The sequence below is a fragment of the Nocardia sp. IFM 10818 genome (assembly GCF_054655275.1).
In genome coordinates, this window is record NZ_BAAHJH010000001.1 from 4907935 (window position 1) to 4926012 (window position 18078).

The window sequence follows — 18078 nt, forward strand, 5'->3', positions numbered from 1 at the left end:
GCCGAGACCATCCGGGTTGCGTTGGAACGTGGGTGGGTACCCAGTGGGAAGGGGACGGGCTTTCGGCTCGACATGTCGCGGGGGTTCGAGGCTGGGTTCGGCGCGTAAGTAGCTGGGGAATATCGCGATCCGGCTGTGGTGGGTGGCCGGCGTCGCTACGATCAGGTCAGATACCTGGGCTTACGGTGTGATGCCGGTGGCCGAAGGGGCTGGTTGAGATGGCCGAGCCAAGTTCAGCGGTTGTGTGGCCCGTTCGCTGGGACACTGTGGTGGCGCGGGCCAGGGCCAGGGATCGTGAGATCGACGAGATCGTGAATTCTCCACTGTTCGCGGCGCATCGCGTGCTCGACCGGCTGGCGGCGATAGCGTTCGACGCGGAGGACGGGGTTTTCGGGGCGGGTGAGGCATTCGTCGAGGCGCTGGCGGAACTGTGGCGGGCCGTTCCGGATCTGGCGTCGGGGACGTCCGGGGAGTCATTGCGGCCCAGGGCGGGTTCGCTGCGCGTCACGGTCACTGTCGATGAGGAGACCATCGCTGCGGGGGCCGGTGATTACCCGGTAGAGGCGGAGCACGCCGGGGACGGCCGGGCCGGGGCCGAGGAGCCCGCATCGACGGGGTTGATCGATGCGGAGGGCGTGCGGGCGCTCGCGGCAACCGCATTGCGGCTGGCTGGGGTTCCGGGGGCGGCCGTAATCCGGCAACTGTCGAATGTCGCCACGATCGCCGAGCGGAGGTTGGACGGATATCCGTGGGATCCGGGGTATCAGGCCGATCTCTCGGTGCTGGCCGACACGCCCGTTGAGGAGTACACGGGTGACGCGGCGGGCGAGCAGTCGCGGTGGTGGCCGTCGCTGGATCGGACCGATATCGCGGCGCTCGTCCGGACATCGCCGACTGTTTGTCAGCTGTCATATCTGCGGTTGCTGGACGACGATCTGGTGGCGCATCCGCCGCCGCCGGGTGATCCGTTGTCCACCACGGGGATCGAGCGGGTCGAGGTGAGTGACGCGTGCGGTTCCGCACCCACCATGACAATCCGCGGGCACGGGTTCGGGGCCGCGCCCGCGGCGGGCGTCGGAGTCATTGCGGCGACCTGGGACAGCGTCACCTCGCGGGTGGTGTATCGCAAGATGGCGGTGTCGAGCTGGTCGGACACCGTGATCGTGGTGTCGCTGCCCGGCAATGCGATCTCCGGTACGGCGGCGTTCGCGGATCTGAACTTCATCGCGCAGTACAACGCGTGGGCGAAGCTGCGGAATCGGCGGCTCAACGATGCCATGCACGCGCGCGGTTGCCCGGGCAACTGGGATGCCGAGGTGCCCTACGAGGACAGTCCGGCGCCCGTGGCGGCCGCGCAGTACAGCGCCGGTAAACCGCGGGTGCTCGCCGATGTGGCGCCGACGACCGGGCCGGTCGAGCAGTGGAATGCCGGGACGCTGCATCTGCGGACCGGGCAGGCGTTCCGGGTGGCCTGGCAGGGATTCGGGGGTGACAGCGTCACCCTGCGGGGATTGGATGCCGGGGCGACGTCCATCCTGTCCGCTTCCGGATATCCCAGTGCGGTAACCGGTTTGAGCGCGTCGAGCGGGAAGCTGGTGCTCACGGCGACGTCCTCGCCGGTGCGCGCGACCTTCGCCGTCGACGCCATCAATACGTGTGGCGCCACACGCGCCACGCTCTCGCTGATCGCGACCGGCCCTGCGCTGCAAGCGGCGTCGGTAGCTGTCTTCCAGGGTGTCGCCGGTGGCGATGTCGAGGTACAGGCTGCGGGCGGCGGTGAAGTCCTGAATCCCTCAGCCGGGCAGACGATTCCGCTGGTGGCCGATAAGCGCAGCGTGGCGGTCGTCGACTGGTGGGCCGCGGTGCCGCAAATGCCGCCGGGCGAAACCCTCACCGCGTCGGCCACTCTCGAGGTGCACGGCCCGCTGATCGGGCACTCGGGCGCGACATTACGGCCGAGTCACTCGACGGCCGATGCGGCGCCACCAGCCTCGGACGTGGAACTGCCGTCCGGGCCCGGATTCGCCTCCCTGGCCGCCTATCAGCAGTGGCTGGCGCAGGGCAACAGTCCGCGCACGTTCAATGTCGTACTGCCGCCGGAGATCTGTCAGGGCGGCCCGATCGGGTCGACCGGTGTACCGGGCTGGCTGGTGCTCGAGGCCACCGTGCGGGTGCGCAGCCTGGACGGCCCGAGCTGGACGCTGGAGGCGGGCAACAATGTCACCTTCCATCCCCGCCGCCGCGTCCGCATTCGCTACCGCGCGTGGGGGCGCACCACCAATCTGTCGCCGGGCGAACAACCGCGGCCCGCTCCCTCCGATCAGGCGTGCCGGGAGGCACTGCGCGCGGCCGCCAGCCTGCTGCCGATTCCGGATCCGCAGATCATCACCCTGACCAATTCCCCGGTCGAGCAGAACGGCCACCTGATCGAGGACCTGATCGCCGAGCGGGGCGGCACCGCCACACCATCCTGGCGGGACGAGATCTGGCTGGTCGTCGGCCCGGTCGGAGTGGGCGGCTACGCACCCGGACCATGGGTGGGCGCCACCGACGCGACCGGATTGACCACCGCGCACGAGATCTGCCATCTGTTCGCGCAGAATCACCTGGCGCTGTGCGGGATAGCCGGCGACCCGCCCGCCTCCTTCCCGAACGGCGGGGACGTGGTGGTCCCGGGATACGACATGTGGGGCAATGCGTTCGTGCGCAATGCCCGCGATGTCATGGTCCGCACCTACTGCCCCGAACCCACCTGGCCCAGCCCGGAACGCTGGCGCCGGGTCTTCCTCCAGGTAGGCCGGCCATGAGCATCGTGCACATCACCGGAACCATCGACCACGGCGGCCATTTCACTCCCGGCTGGTGGGGCAGCGCCCCGGACGACGCGCGGCCGCCTCCCGGCCCGGTATCCGGCTGGACAGTCCTCGCCACCGACGAGTCCGGCCGAGTGCTCGCCCTCGCCCCGGCGGCCATCGAACAGCTCGTGGACTGCCCCGGCAGCGGCGCACCCCTCACCCGCCTCGACGCATTCCTGCCGCTGGCAAGAGAATCCGCGTACCTCGTGGTGCGGCACGACGAGGTGGAGACCTACCGGCGCCCGGTCCCCGCACCGGCTGCCGTCAGCCTCGACCTCACGGCAGTGGAAGGTGCACGGTTGACGCGCGACCGGACCGTACGAATACCCGTCCGCATCGACGGCCCGCGACCACCGTCCGGCGCGCACCTCGTCGCCCGTTGGGAGACAACGGGTTCCGGCGATCCGGCAGTGCCGCTGGGCCTCATCGACGTCGGCGGCGGCGATCCCGCGGTGGTACCACTCCCCCTCGCCGAGCTCCCCGCCGCCGGCCAGTGCCGCCTGACGGTGAGCTACAGCGACGGCGCCCGCACCGTCACCGTGTCGAGCCCCGTTCTGGATGTCGAACGGCGCCCGGCTTACCCGCGGATCACCCCACCAGAGCCGAATGCGGCACGCTACGACGACGGGCTGCTGGTGTTGGAAGGGCAACTCGACGGCGACGGCGATCCCGCCGCACTGCACTGGCGCGTCGATGGCGAGCCGGCCGGAACCGGCCCTCGTGCCGTCGTTTCCCGGCCGTCCGCCGGCACGCACACCGTGTCCCTGGAGTACGGCCCGCAGCGCGATCAGATCGAAGTATCGGTGTCCCCCACTCCGGCAGCCGAGCGGCAGTCATCACTCTGGACTCCGCCTTGGCGTACCGGGCCGGTCCGATCGATCGGCGCCCCTCTCGAGTAAACCGGCGGCCTCGAGCAATCCCGCGGCGCTGTTCCCGAGTAATCCGCGGGGAGCATTCCCGGGTAACCCACTATTCCGCATGTGTAGTAAACCCGCTGTGCCCCAGCAGGATTCCCGTCCTACGACGCAAAAAGCGGCATATCCCGCAGCAGGTGTCGCTCGGCCAGGACATCCTGGAGCGGATCGGACAATGCCGCCAAGCCCTTGGTCGCCTGGCGTGCTGTCTGATCGCAGATCCCGGCGAGGCGAATCGTGCAAGCTGCGACTGCCGCAGGATCCAGCGCGAGCAGCCGCTGGGCCGCGGTGGCCGCGCCGGTCATGGTCGTGTACACCACGACCCCGGCGATCTCCTCGGGTGAGGCCCCGGATTCCGCACCGACGACACCGAAAACCGTCGACAGATGCGGCCGCGTTCCCAGCCCCGACCACGGGGCTTGCGGCCAGACCTGTTTCGCGAGACGAAGCAAGCCGCGACCCTGGGCACGGGAGGCGGTGCGGGCCGAGGGGGACGGCGTGCGCGCGTCCGCTTCGAGCTCGGCGCGGGCCGGGGTGAGAGTCTCCGCGCAGACGGCGGCGGCCAGCGAGGCGGCGACCAGGCCCGAGGTGCGGATGCGGCGGCGCAGGTAGAGCTCGACGGTGGGGACGTCGCGGAGCAGCCCGGAAGTGATCGCTTCTTCGACGCCGCCGGAGTGGACGTGGCCGCCGATCGGGAAGCGAGAGTCGGCGAGGGTGAGCAACGTGGCCAAACTCATCGGCGGGTCTCCGGATAGCGCATCGTTCGATAGTAAGCGGTGTGGTCAGAGGCGTTCGGCCCGAGCCGTAGCCAGCGCCATGCGCGGTCGAGCCCACGCCGACCTCGGCGTGTGCGGTCGAGTCGTGTCGACCTCGGCTGTGCGGTTGAGCCCTCACCGATCCTCGGTGTGCTAGGTCGAGCCACGCCGACCCCCGGCACCTGCGGGTCGGGGCCACATCACCCCTCAGCGGGCGCGGTCGGTCGGACAGACCTCGGCGTGTGCGGTCAGGCTCCCGCCGTCCTCAGCGTGCGCGGCCGGACCACCGCCGGCCTCGGCGCGTGCGGCGAGCCCGTACCGACCTTCGGCGGGCGCGGTCGGGCACGTGCCGACTTCGGTATACGTCAGGTCCGAGCGGTCACCGCGCCGTCTGGTCCGCACTTGACCTGAACCTTGGTTCGGGTTGCAGGCTGGGCGTGCGATCAGTCGAGGAACTAGGAGTTGCCGTGCGTGCCATCCGTCTTCATGCGTTCGGACCTGCCGAGAATCTGCGTTACGACGCCGTCGATGATCTGGAACCGGGGGTGGGGCAGGTGCGGATCGCGGTGCAGGCGGCGGGAGTGCATTTCATCGACACCTCGCTGCGGCGGGGAGATGTGGCGGGGCCCATTCCGTTGCCCGAACTTCCGACCATTCCAGGGCGGGAGGTGGCGGGGACGGTCGACCGGGTCGGGGACGGGGTGGATCGGAGCTGGGTCGGGCGGGCGGTGGTCGCGTATCTGGGGCCGGTGCCGGGCGGGTATGCCGAGCAGGCGGTCACCGATGCTGAACGGCTGCATGCGATTCCGGCGGGACTGACCCCGGCGGAGGCGGTCGCCATGGTCGGGACCGGGCGGACAGTCATGGGAATTCTGCAGTTCGCGCCGACGATCGACACGGACACGGTGGCCATGGTGACCTCCGCGGCGGGTGGAATCGGCACACTCCTGGTGCAGTATCTGAAAAACGCCGGGGCGCAGGTCATCGGGCTGGCGGGCGGGGCCGAGAAGGTGGCGATGGTGCGGAGCAATGGCGCGGACCTGGCGGTGGATTACCGGCGAGCCGGGTGGGTGGATCGCGTGCGCGACGTTTACGGCGAGCGTCCGGTGACCCTGCTTTTCGACGGCGTGGGCGGCGAGATCGCCCGCGCGGCAATCGATCTGCTCGATAAGGGTGGGCAGCGCCTGAATTTCGGAGCGGCATCCGGACCGGCCGATTTCACCGAGGAAGAGCTCACGTCGCGCGGAGTGACCTCACAGAATGTGCTGGGCCAGCGCATGTTCGAGCAGGCGGGCGGTATCCGCAATCTCGAACTGCGGGCGCTCGCCGAGGCCGCCGCCGGACGCTTGCGGCCTGCCGTGCACCTGTTTCCGTTGACGGAAGCGGCTGCCGCGCATCGCGCGCTGGAGACGCGGGGGACGACCGGCAAGGTCGTGCTCGTCCCCTGAAATGCGAAGTCCGCGAGCTCATCCCTTCAGCGTGCGGAAGCTGCGCTCCATGAACCGCTGCGCCGCCCCGCGTCGCAGATCCGTCCACGCTTGCACCGGCCCGGTCCACCACGGTGAGATCTCCAGGGGTTTGGCGGTGACCGCATGGCAGATGAGGTCGGCGGCCTCCTCCGCGGTGAGCCCGGGCACGCCGGAGAAGTCGGTGGGTGCGCTCATGCGGGTGTGCACCAGCGGCATGTAGACCGAGGTGGTGGTCACGCCGTCGGCGGCGATTTCCGTTGCCACGGTGCGCAACCAGACGTCGAAGGCGGCCTTCGAGGCGCCGTAGGCGGACCAGCGCGGGGCGGGCGGCATGCGCAGGCCCCAGGTGGACACGTTCACGATGTGGCCCTGGCCGCGCTCGCGCATATTCGGCAGCAGGGTGAGCAGCAGCCGCACCGGGCCGAGGTAGTTGACGTCGATGGTGCGGGTGAAGTCGTGGAAGCGGTCGTAGGATTTCGCGAGCGACCGGCGGATCGACTTGCCCGCATTGTTGATCATCACGTCCACGTGGTCGTGCTCGTCGAGAATGGTGCGGCCCAGTTGCTCGACGGCCTCCATATCGGTGATGTCGGCCTGGTAGACGTGCGCCGTCCCGCCCGCCGCGCCGATTTCCGCCGCCACCTGGTCGAGGTCCTCGCGGGTGCGCGCCACCAGCAGCACGATCGCCCCCGCGGCCGCGAGTTTCTTCGCCGTCACCTTGCCGATGCCGTGCGAGGCGCCGGTCACCAGGATCACGCGCCCGGAGACCGCGTCCCGCAGCGATTTCTCGCGCGGGCGCGAGGTCGGATAGAACAGTCTGGTGGCCACCCGCTCGGCGAGCGGCCGCCCAGTGGTCCCGTTGCGATTCTCCGGATTCGGCGCGGAATTCTCACCCACGCCTCGACTCTAGGACGCCGGACGGGATTACGACCCGGAGTGCGCGGAATTGGCGCGCACCGGCGCCGGCTTGGCCACCAGCGCGATGACCGCCATGACGGCCAGCAGAATCGCGCCCGCGGTGGTCGCGAAATGCATGCCGTGCACGAAAGACGAACGCGCGGAATCGATCAGCGTGGTGTCGTTCCCCGCGCGGGCGATGGTCTCCCCCAGCGTCGGCGCGAAATCGCCGCCGGACCGGAACACCAGCGCCGCCAGCGAACCCAGCAGCGCCAGGCCCAGGCCGTTGCCGAGCTCGAAACTGGTCTCCGAGATGCCCACCGCGGATCCGGCCCGCTCCGGCGGCACCGAGGACACCGACACCTCCGACACCAGCGTGAAGGCAATGCCGAAGCCCGCGCCCGCGATCACCGATCCCGCGATGTACCAGCCGATTCCGCCGTCCACGCCGAGGCCCAGCAACATCAGGTTGCCGACCGCCGCCATGCCCAGCGACAGCACGAAGCTGGTCTTGGTGCCGAGCAGATGCCCGATCCGCGAACCGCTCATCGAGCACGCGAACACCACAATGGCCATGGGGATGCCCAGCAGCGCCGCCTGCAAGGCGTCACGCCCGGTCACCGACTGCAGGTAGGTGCTGGTCAGGAAGCTCATCCCGGCCAGCGCCAGCATGCCCACGGTGCTGGAGCCGATGGCCACCGAGAACAGCCCGCGCCGGAACAGGCTCAGATCCACCAGCGGTTCCGTCAGTGTCCGCTGCCGCCGGATGAACAGGGTCAGCAGCAGCACGCCGACCAGGCCGATGCCCACCGACGGTGCGGTGAACCCGTGCGCCGCGAACTCCTTGATCGCGTACACGACCGGCAGGATGCCGCCGATCGACAGCGCCACGCTCGGCAGATCCAGGGGCGCGAGGCCCGCCGCGCGATGCTCCGGCAGCAGCAGCGGCCCGAAGACCAGCAGCACCAGCAGCACCGGCGTATTGATCAGGAACACCGAACCCCACCAGAAGTGGTGCAGCAGCACGCCGCCGATGATCGGGCCCACCGCCGACCCGCCCGCGAAGAACGCCGTCCACACGCCGATGGCGGTATTGCGCGCCCGCTGATCGGGGAACAGCGTCGAGATCAAGGCCAGGCTCGACGGCAGCAGCGTCGCGCCGCCCACGCCCATGAGCGCCCGCGCCGCGATCAGCACCGGCGCGCTCGGCGCGAAAGCCGCCAGCACCGAGGCGATTCCGAAGATGGTCGCGCCCGCGAGCAGAATATTGCGCCGCCCGATGCGATCACCCAGATTGCCCATGGTGATCAGCAGCCCGGCGATGAGGAAGCCGTAGATGTCCAGAATCCACAACTGTTCCGTCGCAGAGGGATCCAGGTGCGCGGTGAGCGTCGGCATGGCGAGATACAGCACCGACATATCCATCGACACGAGCAGCACCGGCAGCAGCAATACCGCCAGTCCGGCCCAGGCGCGTCGGGGAGTCTTCGCGGCGGAATGCGCGAGCGTGCTGGTCATCACCTATCCTTCGGGTCGATCCGGGCTTCGAACTGAGGAGCGCGTACGACGTACGCGCGGCCGGAGTACAGTGTACGCACAACGGCGCGGGGAAGGGAAGAATTCGTCCGATGACCGAGGCCAAGCTCACCAGGGCCGCCATCGTCGACACCGCCATCGCCCTGGCCGACGAGTCCGGGCTCGAGGCCCTGTCCATGCGCCGCATCGCCGAGCGGATGGGCGCGGGGGCCATGTCGCTGTACCGGCACGTGCCCAATAAGGACACGCTGCTCGCGGAGATGACCGACGAGGTCTCCCGGCGCAATCCCTACCCCTCGCCCGAGGGCCGGGGCTGGACCTGGCGGGACCGGGTGCGCATCGCCGCCGAGGTGGATTGGCGGCTGTACCAGGAACATCCGTGGGTGCTGTTCACCTTCGCGGTACCGCGCTACAACTTCGGCGAGAACAGCCTCATCGTGCTGAGCTGGCTGGTCGAGGGCTTCCGCGAACTCGGCGTCGACACCCGCGAGGCCACCCGGATGTCACTGTCGGTGTGGAGCTATATCGCCGGCGTCGCGCTGCAGCAGGTGAGCGCGCGGCTGCTGTCGTCCCGTGACAGCGAGGCCGATGAGCGTTCCGGTCTCGAGGCCCTGCTCGACGGCACGCCCTGCTGGCCGCCCACTCCCGCACTCGCCGATCTGGAGGGCACCGGCCGCGCCGATCTGCTCGACCCGGTGGCCATGCTCGATTCCGGCCTCACCGCACTCTGCGACGGCTTCGAGGCCCGCGCCGCGCGCTAGTCACCCGTCGCGTATCGGTGGCGGCGATGAATCCGGCTGCCGGGCATCGTCTGTACGAATGCACACGGTGCGGTCCTGCCCGCACTGCGCGCACCAACCGTCTCCGACGACGAGGAGAAACCATGCCTCCCGCTTTCATTCCCGGCACACCCCGCTGGTTCGACGTCAGCGCCCCCGACATCCCCGCCACCGCCGCCTTCTACTGCGACCTGTTCGGCTGGACCGCCGAGGACACCGGTCCCGAGGCCGGTCACTACACGATCCTGCGCCAGGACGACGCTCAAGTCGCCGGGGTCGTCTCGGCCGCCAATCCGGACGGCACCGTGAAACCGGCCGTCTGGCTCCCCTACTTCGCGGTCGCCGATCTCGAGGCCACCACCACCGCCGCGGTCGGCGCGGGCGCGGGCGTTTTCGTCGCGCCCGCCGACGTCTTCGGCCGCCTGAAATTCGCCATCCTCACCGATCCGGACGGCGCGCCCTACGGCCTCGCCCAGCCCATCACCGATCCCGGCACCGAACGCTGGATGGCGCCGAACAACCCCTGCTGGGTCGAGTACGCCGCGACCCGCGCCCCCGCCGACGCCCTCGCCCACTATGCGAAGGCCCTCGGCTGGACCTACGCCAACGCCGCCTGGGAAACCGCCACCGAGAACCCCTACCAGGCCATCTCCGCCCCGGGCACCGGCGAATTCGGCGGCGCGCACCGGGCCGCCCCCGGCGAACCGGCCCCCTTCTGGTCCATGACGATCCACGTCCCCGACGTCGACGCCACCGTCGCCCGCGCGGTCCAACTCGGCGGCAAGATCATCGACGAGCCGAAGGACCTGCCCGGCCCCTCCCGCGTCGGCGTCCTGGCCGATCCGGCGGGCGCCGCCTTCGCCGTCATGGCCTTCCCGCACTGACGATTACGAATCCTCGATCACGCCGTCGAGGTAGACCCACGCACCGTTGTCGCGGCGGAACCGGCTGTTCTCGTGCAGCACGCCCGCCGCGCCGTGCGACCGGTAATGGGCCCGGAACTCCACCGTCCCCTCGGTGTGGAAGGGCCCGCCGCCGGTCGAGCCGATGATCTCCAGCTCCTCCCAGCGCAGCCCCGGGTCGAAATCCACCTCGGCCGGCCTGGTCGAGGGATCCCAGCTGCGCAGCAGGTACCCCTCGTCCCGGACGGCGAAGGCGCTGAACCGCGAGCGCATCAACTGCTCGGCGCTGCTCGCCGCGGCCTCGCCCCGGTGCAGCCGTCCACAGCAATCGGCGTAGTTCGCGGGCAGCCCGCACGGACAGGACTGCGGGACCGGAGTGGAGTTGCGGCGCTTGGACACGCACCCCATTCTCCAATCCGGCCCGATCCCTACTCCTCGGGGTCGACGACGACGGCGTAGGCGAAGCCGTCCCAGCCCTTGCTGCCGACGGTTTGCAGCACGGTGGCGTCCAATCGTGGTTCGGCGGCGAACAATTCGATGACATCGCGGCTGGCCTGGGCGGCGGCGTCGGGATCGGCGTCGACGATGGCGCCGTGGCGGACCACATTGTCGACGATGATGACCGAGCCGGGGCGGGTGAGTTTCAGCGCCCAGTTCACATAGTTGGAGTTGTTGATCTTGTCCGCGTCGATGAAGACCAGGTCGAAGGGTTCCGGTTTGCGCTGGGCGATAAGGGGCAGGGTTTCCAGGGCGGCCCCGGGTAGCACGTCCACGCGATCCCCGACCCCGGCCCGGTCCAGATTGGCGCGGGCCACCTCGGCGTGATGAGGATCGAATTCGAGAGTGACGACGCGGCCTTCCTTACCGACGGCGCGCGCCAGCCAGGTGGTGCTGTAGCCGCCGAGGGTGCCGATCTCCAGGACTCGTTCCGCGCGCATGGATTTGGCGAGCAGGTAGAGCCACTTGCCCTGCGGCGGCGAGACGTCGATCGCGGGCAAGCCGGCGGCCGCGTTCGCCTCGAGGGTCGCCGAATCCTGGTCTCCCACGACCGTATCCGCGAGGTAGCGGTCCACTTCTGCCCAGTCCGAGTTGCTCATACTGGGCAGTCTGCCACTCAGAACAGAAAATACCTCTGCGCCATGGGCAGTTCGGTGGCGGGCTCCTCCGCCCACACCTCGCCGTCGATGCGCACGGTGAAGGTGTCGGGATCCACCTCGATGCGCGGCATGGCGTCATTGCGGACCATATCGGCCTTGGTGCGCTTGCGAACATTGGCCACCGGCACCAGTTTCCGGTTCACCCGCAGCCGCTCGGCCAGACCGTCCTCGATGGCCTGTTCGGAGACGAAGTGCAGCGAGGCCCCCGCCGCCACGACGGGCGAGGCGCCGAACATGGGACGCGGCAGCACCGGTTGCGGGGTCGGAATGGAGGCATTGGCGTCGCCCATGGCAGCCCAGGCGATCACGCCGCCCTTGAGCACCGCGTGCGGGCGCACCCCGAAGAACGCGGGCTCCCACAGCACCAGATCCGCCAGCTTGCCGACCTCGATGGACCCGATCTCGGCATCCAGGCCGTGCGCCACGGCCGGGCAGATCGTGTACTTGGCGACATAGCGCTGCACCCGGTTGTTGTCGGCCGCGCCGTCGCCCGCCAGCGCGCCGCGGCGGCGCTTCATGACGTGCGCGGTCTGCCAGGTGCGCATGATCACCTCGCCGATGCGGCCCATGGCCTGGGCGTCGCTGCCGATCATGGAGATGGCGCCCATATCGTGCAGCAGATCCTCGGCGGCAATGGTGGAGGGCCGGATGCGGCTCTCCGCGAAGGCCAGATCCTCGGGAATGGACGGGCTCAGGTGATGGCACACCATGAGCATGTCCAGATGCTCGTCGAGGGTGTTCACGGTGTGCGGCCGCGTCGGATTGGTGGAACTGGGGACCACATTGAGATGTGAAGCGACGGTGATGATGTCGGGCGCGTGCCCGCCGCCCGCGCCCTCGGTGTGATACGAGTGGATGGCCCGGCCGCGAATCGCGGCCAGGGTGTCCTCCACGAATCCGGCCTCGTTCAAGGTGTCCGAGTGCAGCGCCACCTGCACGCCCGAGGCGTCGGCCACGGTGAGGCAGGCGTCGATGGCCGCGGGCGTGGTGCCCCAGTCCTCGTGCAGCTTGAAAGCCGCGGCGCCGCCGCGCAATTGCTCCCACAGCGCATCCTGGCTGACGGTATTGCCCTTGCCCAGCAGCACGATGTTCACCGGCCACGAGTCGGTGGCCTCCAGCATGCGGCCCAGATGCCACGCGCCCGGCGTGACGGTGGTGGCCTTGGATCCCTCGGCCGGTCCGGTGCCGCCGCCGATCAGGGTGGTGATGCCGGAACCGATTGCCTCGTCGAGGATCTGGGGGCAGATGAAGTGCACATGGCAGTCGATCGCGCCCGCGGTGACGATGCGGCCGTTACCGGCGATGATCTCGGTGGACGGGCCGACGACCAGGTCCGGGTGCACCCCGCTCATGGTGTCGGGATTACCGGCCTTGCCGATGGCGCAGATCCGCCCGTCGCGAATGCCGATATCCGCCTTGATGATTCCCCAGTGATCGACGATCACCACACCGGTGATGACGGTGTCCGGGGTGCCCTGCGCCCGGGTGGCGCGCGCCTGGCCCATGGATTCGCGCAGCACCTTGCCGCCGCCGAAGACGGCCTCGTCACCGGCGAGACCCGGTCCGCCGCTGCGGTCCTCGGTGATCTCGATGAGCAGATCGGTGTCCGCCAGCCGGATTCGGTCGCCGACGGTCGGCCCGAACAGTTCGGCGTAGCGGGCGCGGGAGAGTTCGGCCATCAGGCATCCAGCTTTCCGGGTGGGGTGAGGCTGATTCCGTGCACTTCGCGGGTCCCGCCCAGGGGAACCAGCGAAACCCGCTGGCCCAGACCGGGTTCGAACCGCACCGCGGTGCCCGCGGGAATATCGAGGCGGCGGCCGTGCGCGGCCTCGCGATCGAAGCGCAGCGCCGCATTGGCCTGCGGGAAGTGCACGTGCGACCCGACCTGGACCGGCCGGTCACCGGTGTTCACCACATCCAGTTCGATGCGGTCGGCCCCGGGATTGAGTTCGATAGTGCCTTCGGCACACAGGTATTCGCCAGGAATCACGCGCGTCATCCGATCGGGTGGTGAACGGTGACGAGCTTGGTGCCGTCGGGGAAAGTGGCCTCCACCTGAACGTCGTGGATCATCTCCGGCACGCCGTCCATCACGTCGGCGCGGGTGAGCACGGCGCGCCCGGAGGCCATGAGCTCGGCCACGGTCCGCCCGTCGCGCGCCCCCTCCAGGACGTGATCGGTAATGAGCGCGATCGCCTCGGGGTGATTGAGCTTCAACCCCCGGGCCTGCCGCCGCCGAGCCAATTCGGCCGCGTAACTCAGCAGCAGGCGTTCCTGCTCGTGCGGCGACAAACGCATTCGGGCTCCTCACCGAGGTCGCGGGGCGGGTCGTCGGTCATTCTGGCACGCCCCGCGTTACCTGCATGTTTCGGCGATGTTGCACTGCGCGTCGGCGGAAATCCGCCGCGCGGTCGCGAATCAGTTCTGCGCGTACATGTTCTGCAGCCGCACCTGGCCGCGCGCCACGGTGCGCTCCTGCTCATCGGTGATCACCACGACCCACAGCTGCTGCGACCGCCCGCGATGAATCGGCGTCGCCACCCCGCGCAGGGTGCCTTCGCGCGCCGAGCGCAGGAAGTCGGTGTTGTTGTTCACGCCCACCACGGTGCCGCGCTCCCCCAGCCAGACGCTGGCCGCGAAACTGGCGAGAGATTCGATGACCGTGCAGTACACGCCGCCGTTCACAATGCCGAAGGGCTGGAACTGCTGCGGGGTGACCACCCATTCCGCCACCACCCGATCCGGGCCCGTCTCGGTGAACTTCAAACCGATGAGGTCGGTGAAGGTGCCCTCGCTCAGCTTGTTCATGAGCTCGGGCGTCACATCGGCCATGGAGCGGATCGACGAGAAGTCTGGCTGCGTCATGGGATCCACCCTGGCACAGGCCGGGAAATACGAAGCGGCGGGCTCCCCCCGGAAGGGGAACCCGCCGCGGCAGTGGATCGGGGGTCACCGCAGCCCTCGGGACTCTCGCTCGATCCTAACGCCGGTTCTTAGTGTAGGTCAGGCTTACCTAACAAAGCAAGCCCTTCGCACCGGCAATCCACGATCCTCCAAGGCCGCGAGCATGGCCTGCCCGCGGCGCGCACCCTCGGAGGAATTGGTGCCGGCCAGCGCCGGAACATAGGTCGCCGCACCGACAATGGATTCGGCGACGAGGGACCAGAAGCGGCGGGCGCTCAAGCCGGAGCAGCGGGCCATGGCCTGCTGGATGAGGATCAGCGCCGGTTCGCTGCGGGCGGCCAGCCAGACGTAGAGGGCGGGCTCGCAGGGCAGGGTCACCACGCCCGGTTCGCCGTCGAGGCGGTCGCCCTCGACCACGCGGATCGTGGTGTCGGCCAGTCCGGCCCAGTCGATGCCGCCGTCATTGTCGGTGTGGATCCAGAGGTTCTCCAGGCCGGGATCCCAGGCCCGGCCCTCGGAGACGAGCAGGGCCATGACGCGGCCGACGACCGCGTGAATGAGGGCGGTGGCCACCACCTCGGCGGCGATTCCGGCATCGGTCATCTCGGCGGCGTGACGCCGGTACATGAGCTCGATGCGGCCTTCACGAACCCCGTCGGCCAATCGCCACCACCGGCGTTTGCCCTGATCAGCCATGGCGGCAACGGCATACACACGCGGATGCTCCGGTTGCAGCGCACGCAGCCGGGCGCACGCGCGGCTGAAGGACAGCCTCATATCGCGAGGGGGGCACACGGTCACGGGTTCGAGCATTCGAACCTCCTCATCACTCGACGTTTGCGGGCCGGAACGGAAGATAGGTTAGGGTTACCATACTTAGATCAGCAATGAACTCGTCAGGAGTAGTTCGTCACCGTGCCCGCCGTAGTCACCACCAGACGGCGACGTCTGTCCGGACTTCTGCTGCTGTCCGCGCTATTGCTGTGCGCAGTGGCCGCCAGCATCGCCCTCGGATCGCGCACTCTGCCGCTGAATACGGTGTGGGAGGCGCTGACCTGCCCGGGCGGGCTGCCCCTGACGTGCCCGTCGCAGGACGCCGCCGAGCAGATCGTGCGCGAATTGCGGCTGCCGCGAACCGGACTGGCGCTCATCACCGGCCTGGCGCTGGGGATGGCGGGCGCGCTGATTCAGGGATACACCCGAAACCCGCTGGCAGACGCCGGATTACTCGGACTCAACGCGGGCGCGGCCTTCCTCGCGGCGCTGAGCATCCACCTGTTCGCGCTCACGACTCCGGCGCAATACATCTGGTTCGCCTTCGCGGGCGCGCTCATCGCCGGACTCGTCGTCTTCGGCGTTTCCTCGATCGGCGGCGGTAAAGCCAGCCCGCTGAGCCTGGTGCTCGCGGGCGCCGCGGTGACGGCGTTCCTGCAGGCCATGACCAATGTCGTTGTCCTCATGGACGAGACGGCCCTCAATACCTACCGCTACTGGGTGGTCGGCGATGTCGCCGGGCACGACGCCTCGGTCTTCCGGCAGGTGCTGCCCTTCCTGATCCTCGGCATGGTCCTGGCCCTGATCTCCGCCCCCGGCCTGAACCTGCTCGGCCTCGGCGACGATATCGCCCGCGGCCTGGGCGTCAACCTCACCCGCAGCCGCATGCTCGGCCTGGCCTCGGTCGTCCTGCTCGCCGGCGCCGCCACCGCCGCCGTCGGCCCGATCGCCTTCCTCGGCCTGATCGTCCCGCACCTGGCCCGCGCCCTCACCGGCCCGGATTACCGCTGGCTGCTGCCCTATTCGGGCCTGATCGGCGCACTCACCCTGCTCCTCGCGGACACCGTCGGCCGCCTCATCGCGCGTCCGGGCGAACTCCAGGCCGGAGTCACCCTGGCAGCGATCGGCGCACCCTTCTTCATCCTCATGGTGCGCCGCCGAAAGCTGGTGAGCCTGTGAGCGCTTCCACGTCGGAGTCGCCGACCGTGCGCGCCGTTCGCCCCGCAGTGCGGATCGGCGGATTCTCCGCGGTCCTGCGCATCGGCGCGCTGCTGACCATCGCGGCGCTGATGGCCGTACTACTGGTGCTGTTCGCCATGGATATCGCCATCGGCGAGTATCGGCTTCCGCTCGGCAAGGTGCTGGATGTGCTCGGCGGCGGCGGAACCCGGGCGCAGCGGTTCCTCATTCTGGATTCGCGGCTGCCCCGCGCGCTGACGGCCGTCGTGGTCGGCGCGGCGCTGGGCATGGCGGGCGCGATCACGCAGTCGATCCTGCACAACCCCTTGGCCAGTCCGGACATCCTCGGTATCACCGCCGGTGCGAGCGTCGGCGCGGTGCTGGTGATCTCGGGAACGGGCTTCGCGACCACCGGAGTGATTGTCACGCTGGGCGTTCCGCTCGCGGCGCTGGCCGCGGGCCTGCTCACCGGCGTGGCCATCTACCTGCTGGCGTGGGGGCGCAATGCGTCCGGCGACAGCGGGGTGATGGGATTCCGTTTGGTGCTCATCGGCATCGGCGCGAATGCGGCACTGCTGGCGATCGTGAGCTGGTTGCTCACCCGCGCCACGCTCATGGATGCGTCGCGGTCCCAGCATTGGCTGACCGGTTCGCTGAACAAGGCCGGCTGGTCCACCCTGTGGCCGGCCGCCATCGGTCTGGCCGTGACTCTCACCGTGGCCGCGGCCTCCGCGCGCACGCTGGCCGCGCTGCGGTTCGGCAGCGACACCACCCGGGTGCTCGGCGTCCGGATCCAAACCCAGCAGGCCGTTCTCATCGGCTCCGCCGTCGCCGCTTCCGCCCTGGCGACCGCCGCGGTCGGCCCGCTCGGCTTCATCGGCCTGGCCGCGCCGCAGATCGCCCGCCGCCTGCTGCGCACCCCGGGGGAGCCGATCATCGCCTCCGCGCTGATCGGGGCCATTCTGGTGCTGGGCTCGGACCTGGCCTCCCGCACGCTCTTTCCCGTCGACCTGCCGGTCGGCGTGGTCACCGCCGCCTTCGGTGGGCCATTCTTGATCTATCTGCTCGTACGCGCGAACCGGAAGGCGACGTTGTGACCGCCGTCGAAAACCATCACCTCGGCGCCGAGGACATCACCCTCGGCTACGGTGACCGCATCATCGTCGACGGGCTCCGCCTCGATATCGAACCCGGGCTGATCACCACCGTCATCGGGCCGAACGGCTGCGGTAAATCGACGCTGCTGCGCTCGCTGGGCCGCCTGCTGCGCCCCAAGGCGGGCCGGGTCGTCTTGGACGGCAAGGCGATCTCAACCATGAAGACCAAGGACATCGCCCGCATTGTCGGCATGCTCCCGCAGACTCCGGTCGCCCCGGAGGGTCTCACCGTCGCGGATCTGGTCGCGCGCGGCCGCCATCCGCATCAGTCCTGGCTGCGCCAGTGGTCCGCCGACGACGAAACCGAGGTGACCACCGCGCTCGAGCAGACCGGCATCGCCGATCTCGCCGACCGCACCCTCGACGAACTCTCCGGCGGCCAGCGCCAGCGCGCCTGGATCTCCATGGCTCTGGCCCAGGGCACCGACATCCTGCTGCTCGACGAGCCCACCACCTATCTGGATCTGGCCCACTCCCTCGAGGTGCTCGATCTGGTCGATCGCCTGCACGACGACTACGGCCGCACGGTCGTCATGGTCCTGCACGATCTCAATCTCGCCATCCGCTACAGCGACCGCCTGGTGGTCATGCACGCCGGCCGCATCGTCGCCCAGGGCCGCCCGGCGGAGATCGTCACCGCCGAGCTGTTGCAGGAAGTTTTCGGCCTGCGCGCCGAGGTCCTCGAGGATCCGGTGTCCGGGCGACCGATGATCGTGCCCATCGGCACCCGGCATGTGCACGGATCCGCGGGCTGCGAAAAAGTTCCGGCCCGCCGCTATGACTAATCCCACACCAGCAAC

19 protein-coding genes are annotated in these 18078 nt (G+C 69.3%); 8 read left to right on the forward strand and 11 right to left on the reverse strand.

Features of this window, described 5'->3' with window-relative positions; all coding sequences use genetic code 11:
* The first annotated feature begins 311 nt into the window (after positions 1 to 311).
* Positions 312 to 2807: a hypothetical protein gene (locus ACYQ5L_RS22705; RefSeq protein WP_459959976.1), complete on the forward strand. Its 2496-nt coding sequence runs from the start codon at positions 312 to 314 to the stop codon at positions 2805 to 2807.
* Positions 2804 to 3754, forward strand: coding sequence for a hypothetical protein (locus tag ACYQ5L_RS22710; RefSeq protein ID WP_459959978.1), 951 nt, complete (start codon positions 2804 to 2806; stop codon positions 3752 to 3754). The genes ACYQ5L_RS22705 and ACYQ5L_RS22710 overlap by 4 nt, the downstream gene beginning before the upstream one ends.
* A 119-nt stretch (positions 3755 to 3873) precedes the next feature.
* Here the strand turns inward: ACYQ5L_RS22710 and ACYQ5L_RS22715 are convergent, their stop codons facing one another.
* Both ACYQ5L_RS22715 and ACYQ5L_RS22720 read right to left on the reverse strand, forming a co-directional pair.
* On the reverse strand, positions 3874 to 4506 hold the full coding sequence (locus ACYQ5L_RS22715; RefSeq protein WP_459959979.1) for an urease accessory protein UreF: 633 nt from the start codon (positions 4504 to 4506) through the stop codon (positions 3874 to 3876).
* A 225-nt stretch (positions 4507 to 4731) separates the two neighbouring features.
* Positions 4732 to 4926, reverse strand: a complete 195-nt coding sequence (locus ACYQ5L_RS22720) for a hypothetical protein (RefSeq protein ID WP_459959980.1) — start codon at positions 4924 to 4926, stop codon at positions 4732 to 4734.
* Between the two features lie 65 nt (positions 4927 to 4991).
* On the opposite strand from ACYQ5L_RS22720, the gene ACYQ5L_RS22725 reads away from it, so the two are divergent.
* Positions 4992 to 5972 carry a zinc-binding dehydrogenase gene (locus ACYQ5L_RS22725; RefSeq protein WP_459959982.1) on the forward strand — a complete coding sequence of 327 codons (981 nt, stop codon included), beginning with the start codon at positions 4992 to 4994 and terminating at the stop codon, positions 5970 to 5972.
* Between the two features lie 18 nt (positions 5973 to 5990).
* Here ACYQ5L_RS22725 and ACYQ5L_RS22730 read toward each other — a convergent pair whose 3' ends face one another.
* Both ACYQ5L_RS22730 and ACYQ5L_RS22735 read right to left on the reverse strand, forming a co-directional pair.
* On the reverse strand, positions 5991 to 6890 hold the full coding sequence (locus tag ACYQ5L_RS22730; RefSeq protein ID WP_459959984.1) for an SDR family NAD(P)-dependent oxidoreductase: 900 nt from the start codon (positions 6888 to 6890) through the stop codon (positions 5991 to 5993).
* Positions 6891 to 6917: 27 nt separating this feature from the next.
* Positions 6918 to 8408 carry an MFS transporter gene (locus ACYQ5L_RS22735; RefSeq protein ID WP_459959986.1) on the reverse strand — a complete coding sequence of 497 codons (1491 nt, stop codon included), beginning with the start codon at positions 8406 to 8408 and terminating at the stop codon, positions 6918 to 6920.
* Between the two features lie 110 nt (positions 8409 to 8518).
* Between ACYQ5L_RS22735 and ACYQ5L_RS22740 the strand changes: the two genes are divergently transcribed.
* Both ACYQ5L_RS22740 and ACYQ5L_RS22745 read left to right on the forward strand, forming a co-directional pair.
* Positions 8519 to 9187, forward strand: coding sequence for a TetR/AcrR family transcriptional regulator (locus ACYQ5L_RS22740; protein WP_459959988.1), 669 nt, complete (start codon positions 8519 to 8521; stop codon positions 9185 to 9187).
* A gap of 122 nt (positions 9188 to 9309) precedes the next feature.
* Positions 9310 to 10089, forward strand: coding sequence for a VOC family protein (locus ACYQ5L_RS22745; RefSeq protein ID WP_459959989.1), 780 nt, complete (start codon positions 9310 to 9312; stop codon positions 10087 to 10089).
* A 3-nt stretch (positions 10090 to 10092) separates the two neighbouring features.
* Here the strand turns inward: ACYQ5L_RS22745 and ACYQ5L_RS22750 are convergent, their stop codons facing one another.
* The 7 genes from ACYQ5L_RS22750 to ACYQ5L_RS22780 all read right to left on the reverse strand — a co-directional run bounded on the left by ACYQ5L_RS22750 (position 10093) and on the right by ACYQ5L_RS22780 (position 14981).
* Positions 10093 to 10506 (reverse strand): YchJ family protein, encoded by a 414-nt coding sequence (locus tag ACYQ5L_RS22750; RefSeq protein ID WP_459959991.1) that lies wholly within the window; start codon positions 10504 to 10506, stop codon positions 10093 to 10095.
* A 29-nt stretch (positions 10507 to 10535) separates the two neighbouring features.
* Positions 10536 to 11204, reverse strand: coding sequence for an O-methyltransferase (locus ACYQ5L_RS22755; protein ID WP_379194317.1), 669 nt, complete (start codon positions 11202 to 11204; stop codon positions 10536 to 10538).
* A 17-nt stretch (positions 11205 to 11221) separates the two neighbouring features.
* Positions 11222 to 12943, reverse strand: a complete 1722-nt coding sequence (locus ACYQ5L_RS22760) for an urease subunit alpha (RefSeq protein WP_459959992.1) — start codon at positions 12941 to 12943, stop codon at positions 11222 to 11224.
* Entirely contained in the window at positions 12943 to 13254 is a 312-nt protein-coding gene (locus tag ACYQ5L_RS22765) for an urease subunit beta (RefSeq protein ID WP_379194319.1), read from the reverse strand. Before ACYQ5L_RS22765 ends, ACYQ5L_RS22760 begins: the two co-directional genes overlap by 1 nt.
* 5 nt (positions 13255 to 13259) lie before the next feature.
* Complete coding sequence (locus ACYQ5L_RS22770) at positions 13260 to 13562, reverse strand: urease subunit gamma (RefSeq protein ID WP_459959994.1); 303 nt, start codon at positions 13560 to 13562, stop codon at positions 13260 to 13262.
* Positions 13563 to 13682: 120 nt separating this feature from the next.
* Positions 13683 to 14072, reverse strand: coding sequence for a PaaI family thioesterase (locus ACYQ5L_RS22775; RefSeq protein ID WP_459963507.1), 390 nt, complete (start codon positions 14070 to 14072; stop codon positions 13683 to 13685).
* Positions 14073 to 14273: 201 nt separating this feature from the next.
* Complete coding sequence (locus ACYQ5L_RS22780; protein WP_459959996.1) at positions 14274 to 14981, reverse strand: hypothetical protein; 708 nt, start codon at positions 14979 to 14981, stop codon at positions 14274 to 14276.
* 102 nt (positions 14982 to 15083) lie between these two features.
* Here ACYQ5L_RS22780 and ACYQ5L_RS22785 point away from each other — a divergent pair, with 102 nt between their 5' ends.
* Genes ACYQ5L_RS22785 through ACYQ5L_RS22795 form a run of 3 tightly spaced genes read left to right on the forward strand, consistent with a single transcriptional unit; the run spans position 15084 to position 18063 of the window.
* Positions 15084 to 16121 (forward strand): FecCD family ABC transporter permease, encoded by a 1038-nt coding sequence (locus tag ACYQ5L_RS22785; RefSeq protein WP_459959997.1) that lies wholly within the window; start codon positions 15084 to 15086, stop codon positions 16119 to 16121.
* Positions 16118 to 17218, forward strand: a complete 1101-nt coding sequence (locus tag ACYQ5L_RS22790) for a FecCD family ABC transporter permease (protein ID WP_459959998.1) — start codon at positions 16118 to 16120, stop codon at positions 17216 to 17218. Before ACYQ5L_RS22785 ends, ACYQ5L_RS22790 begins: the two co-directional genes overlap by 4 nt.
* Complete coding sequence (locus ACYQ5L_RS22795) at positions 17215 to 18063, forward strand: ABC transporter ATP-binding protein (RefSeq protein WP_459960000.1); 849 nt, start codon at positions 17215 to 17217, stop codon at positions 18061 to 18063. Before ACYQ5L_RS22790 ends, ACYQ5L_RS22795 begins: the two co-directional genes overlap by 4 nt.
* The last annotated feature ends 15 nt before the right edge of the window (positions 18064 to 18078 follow it).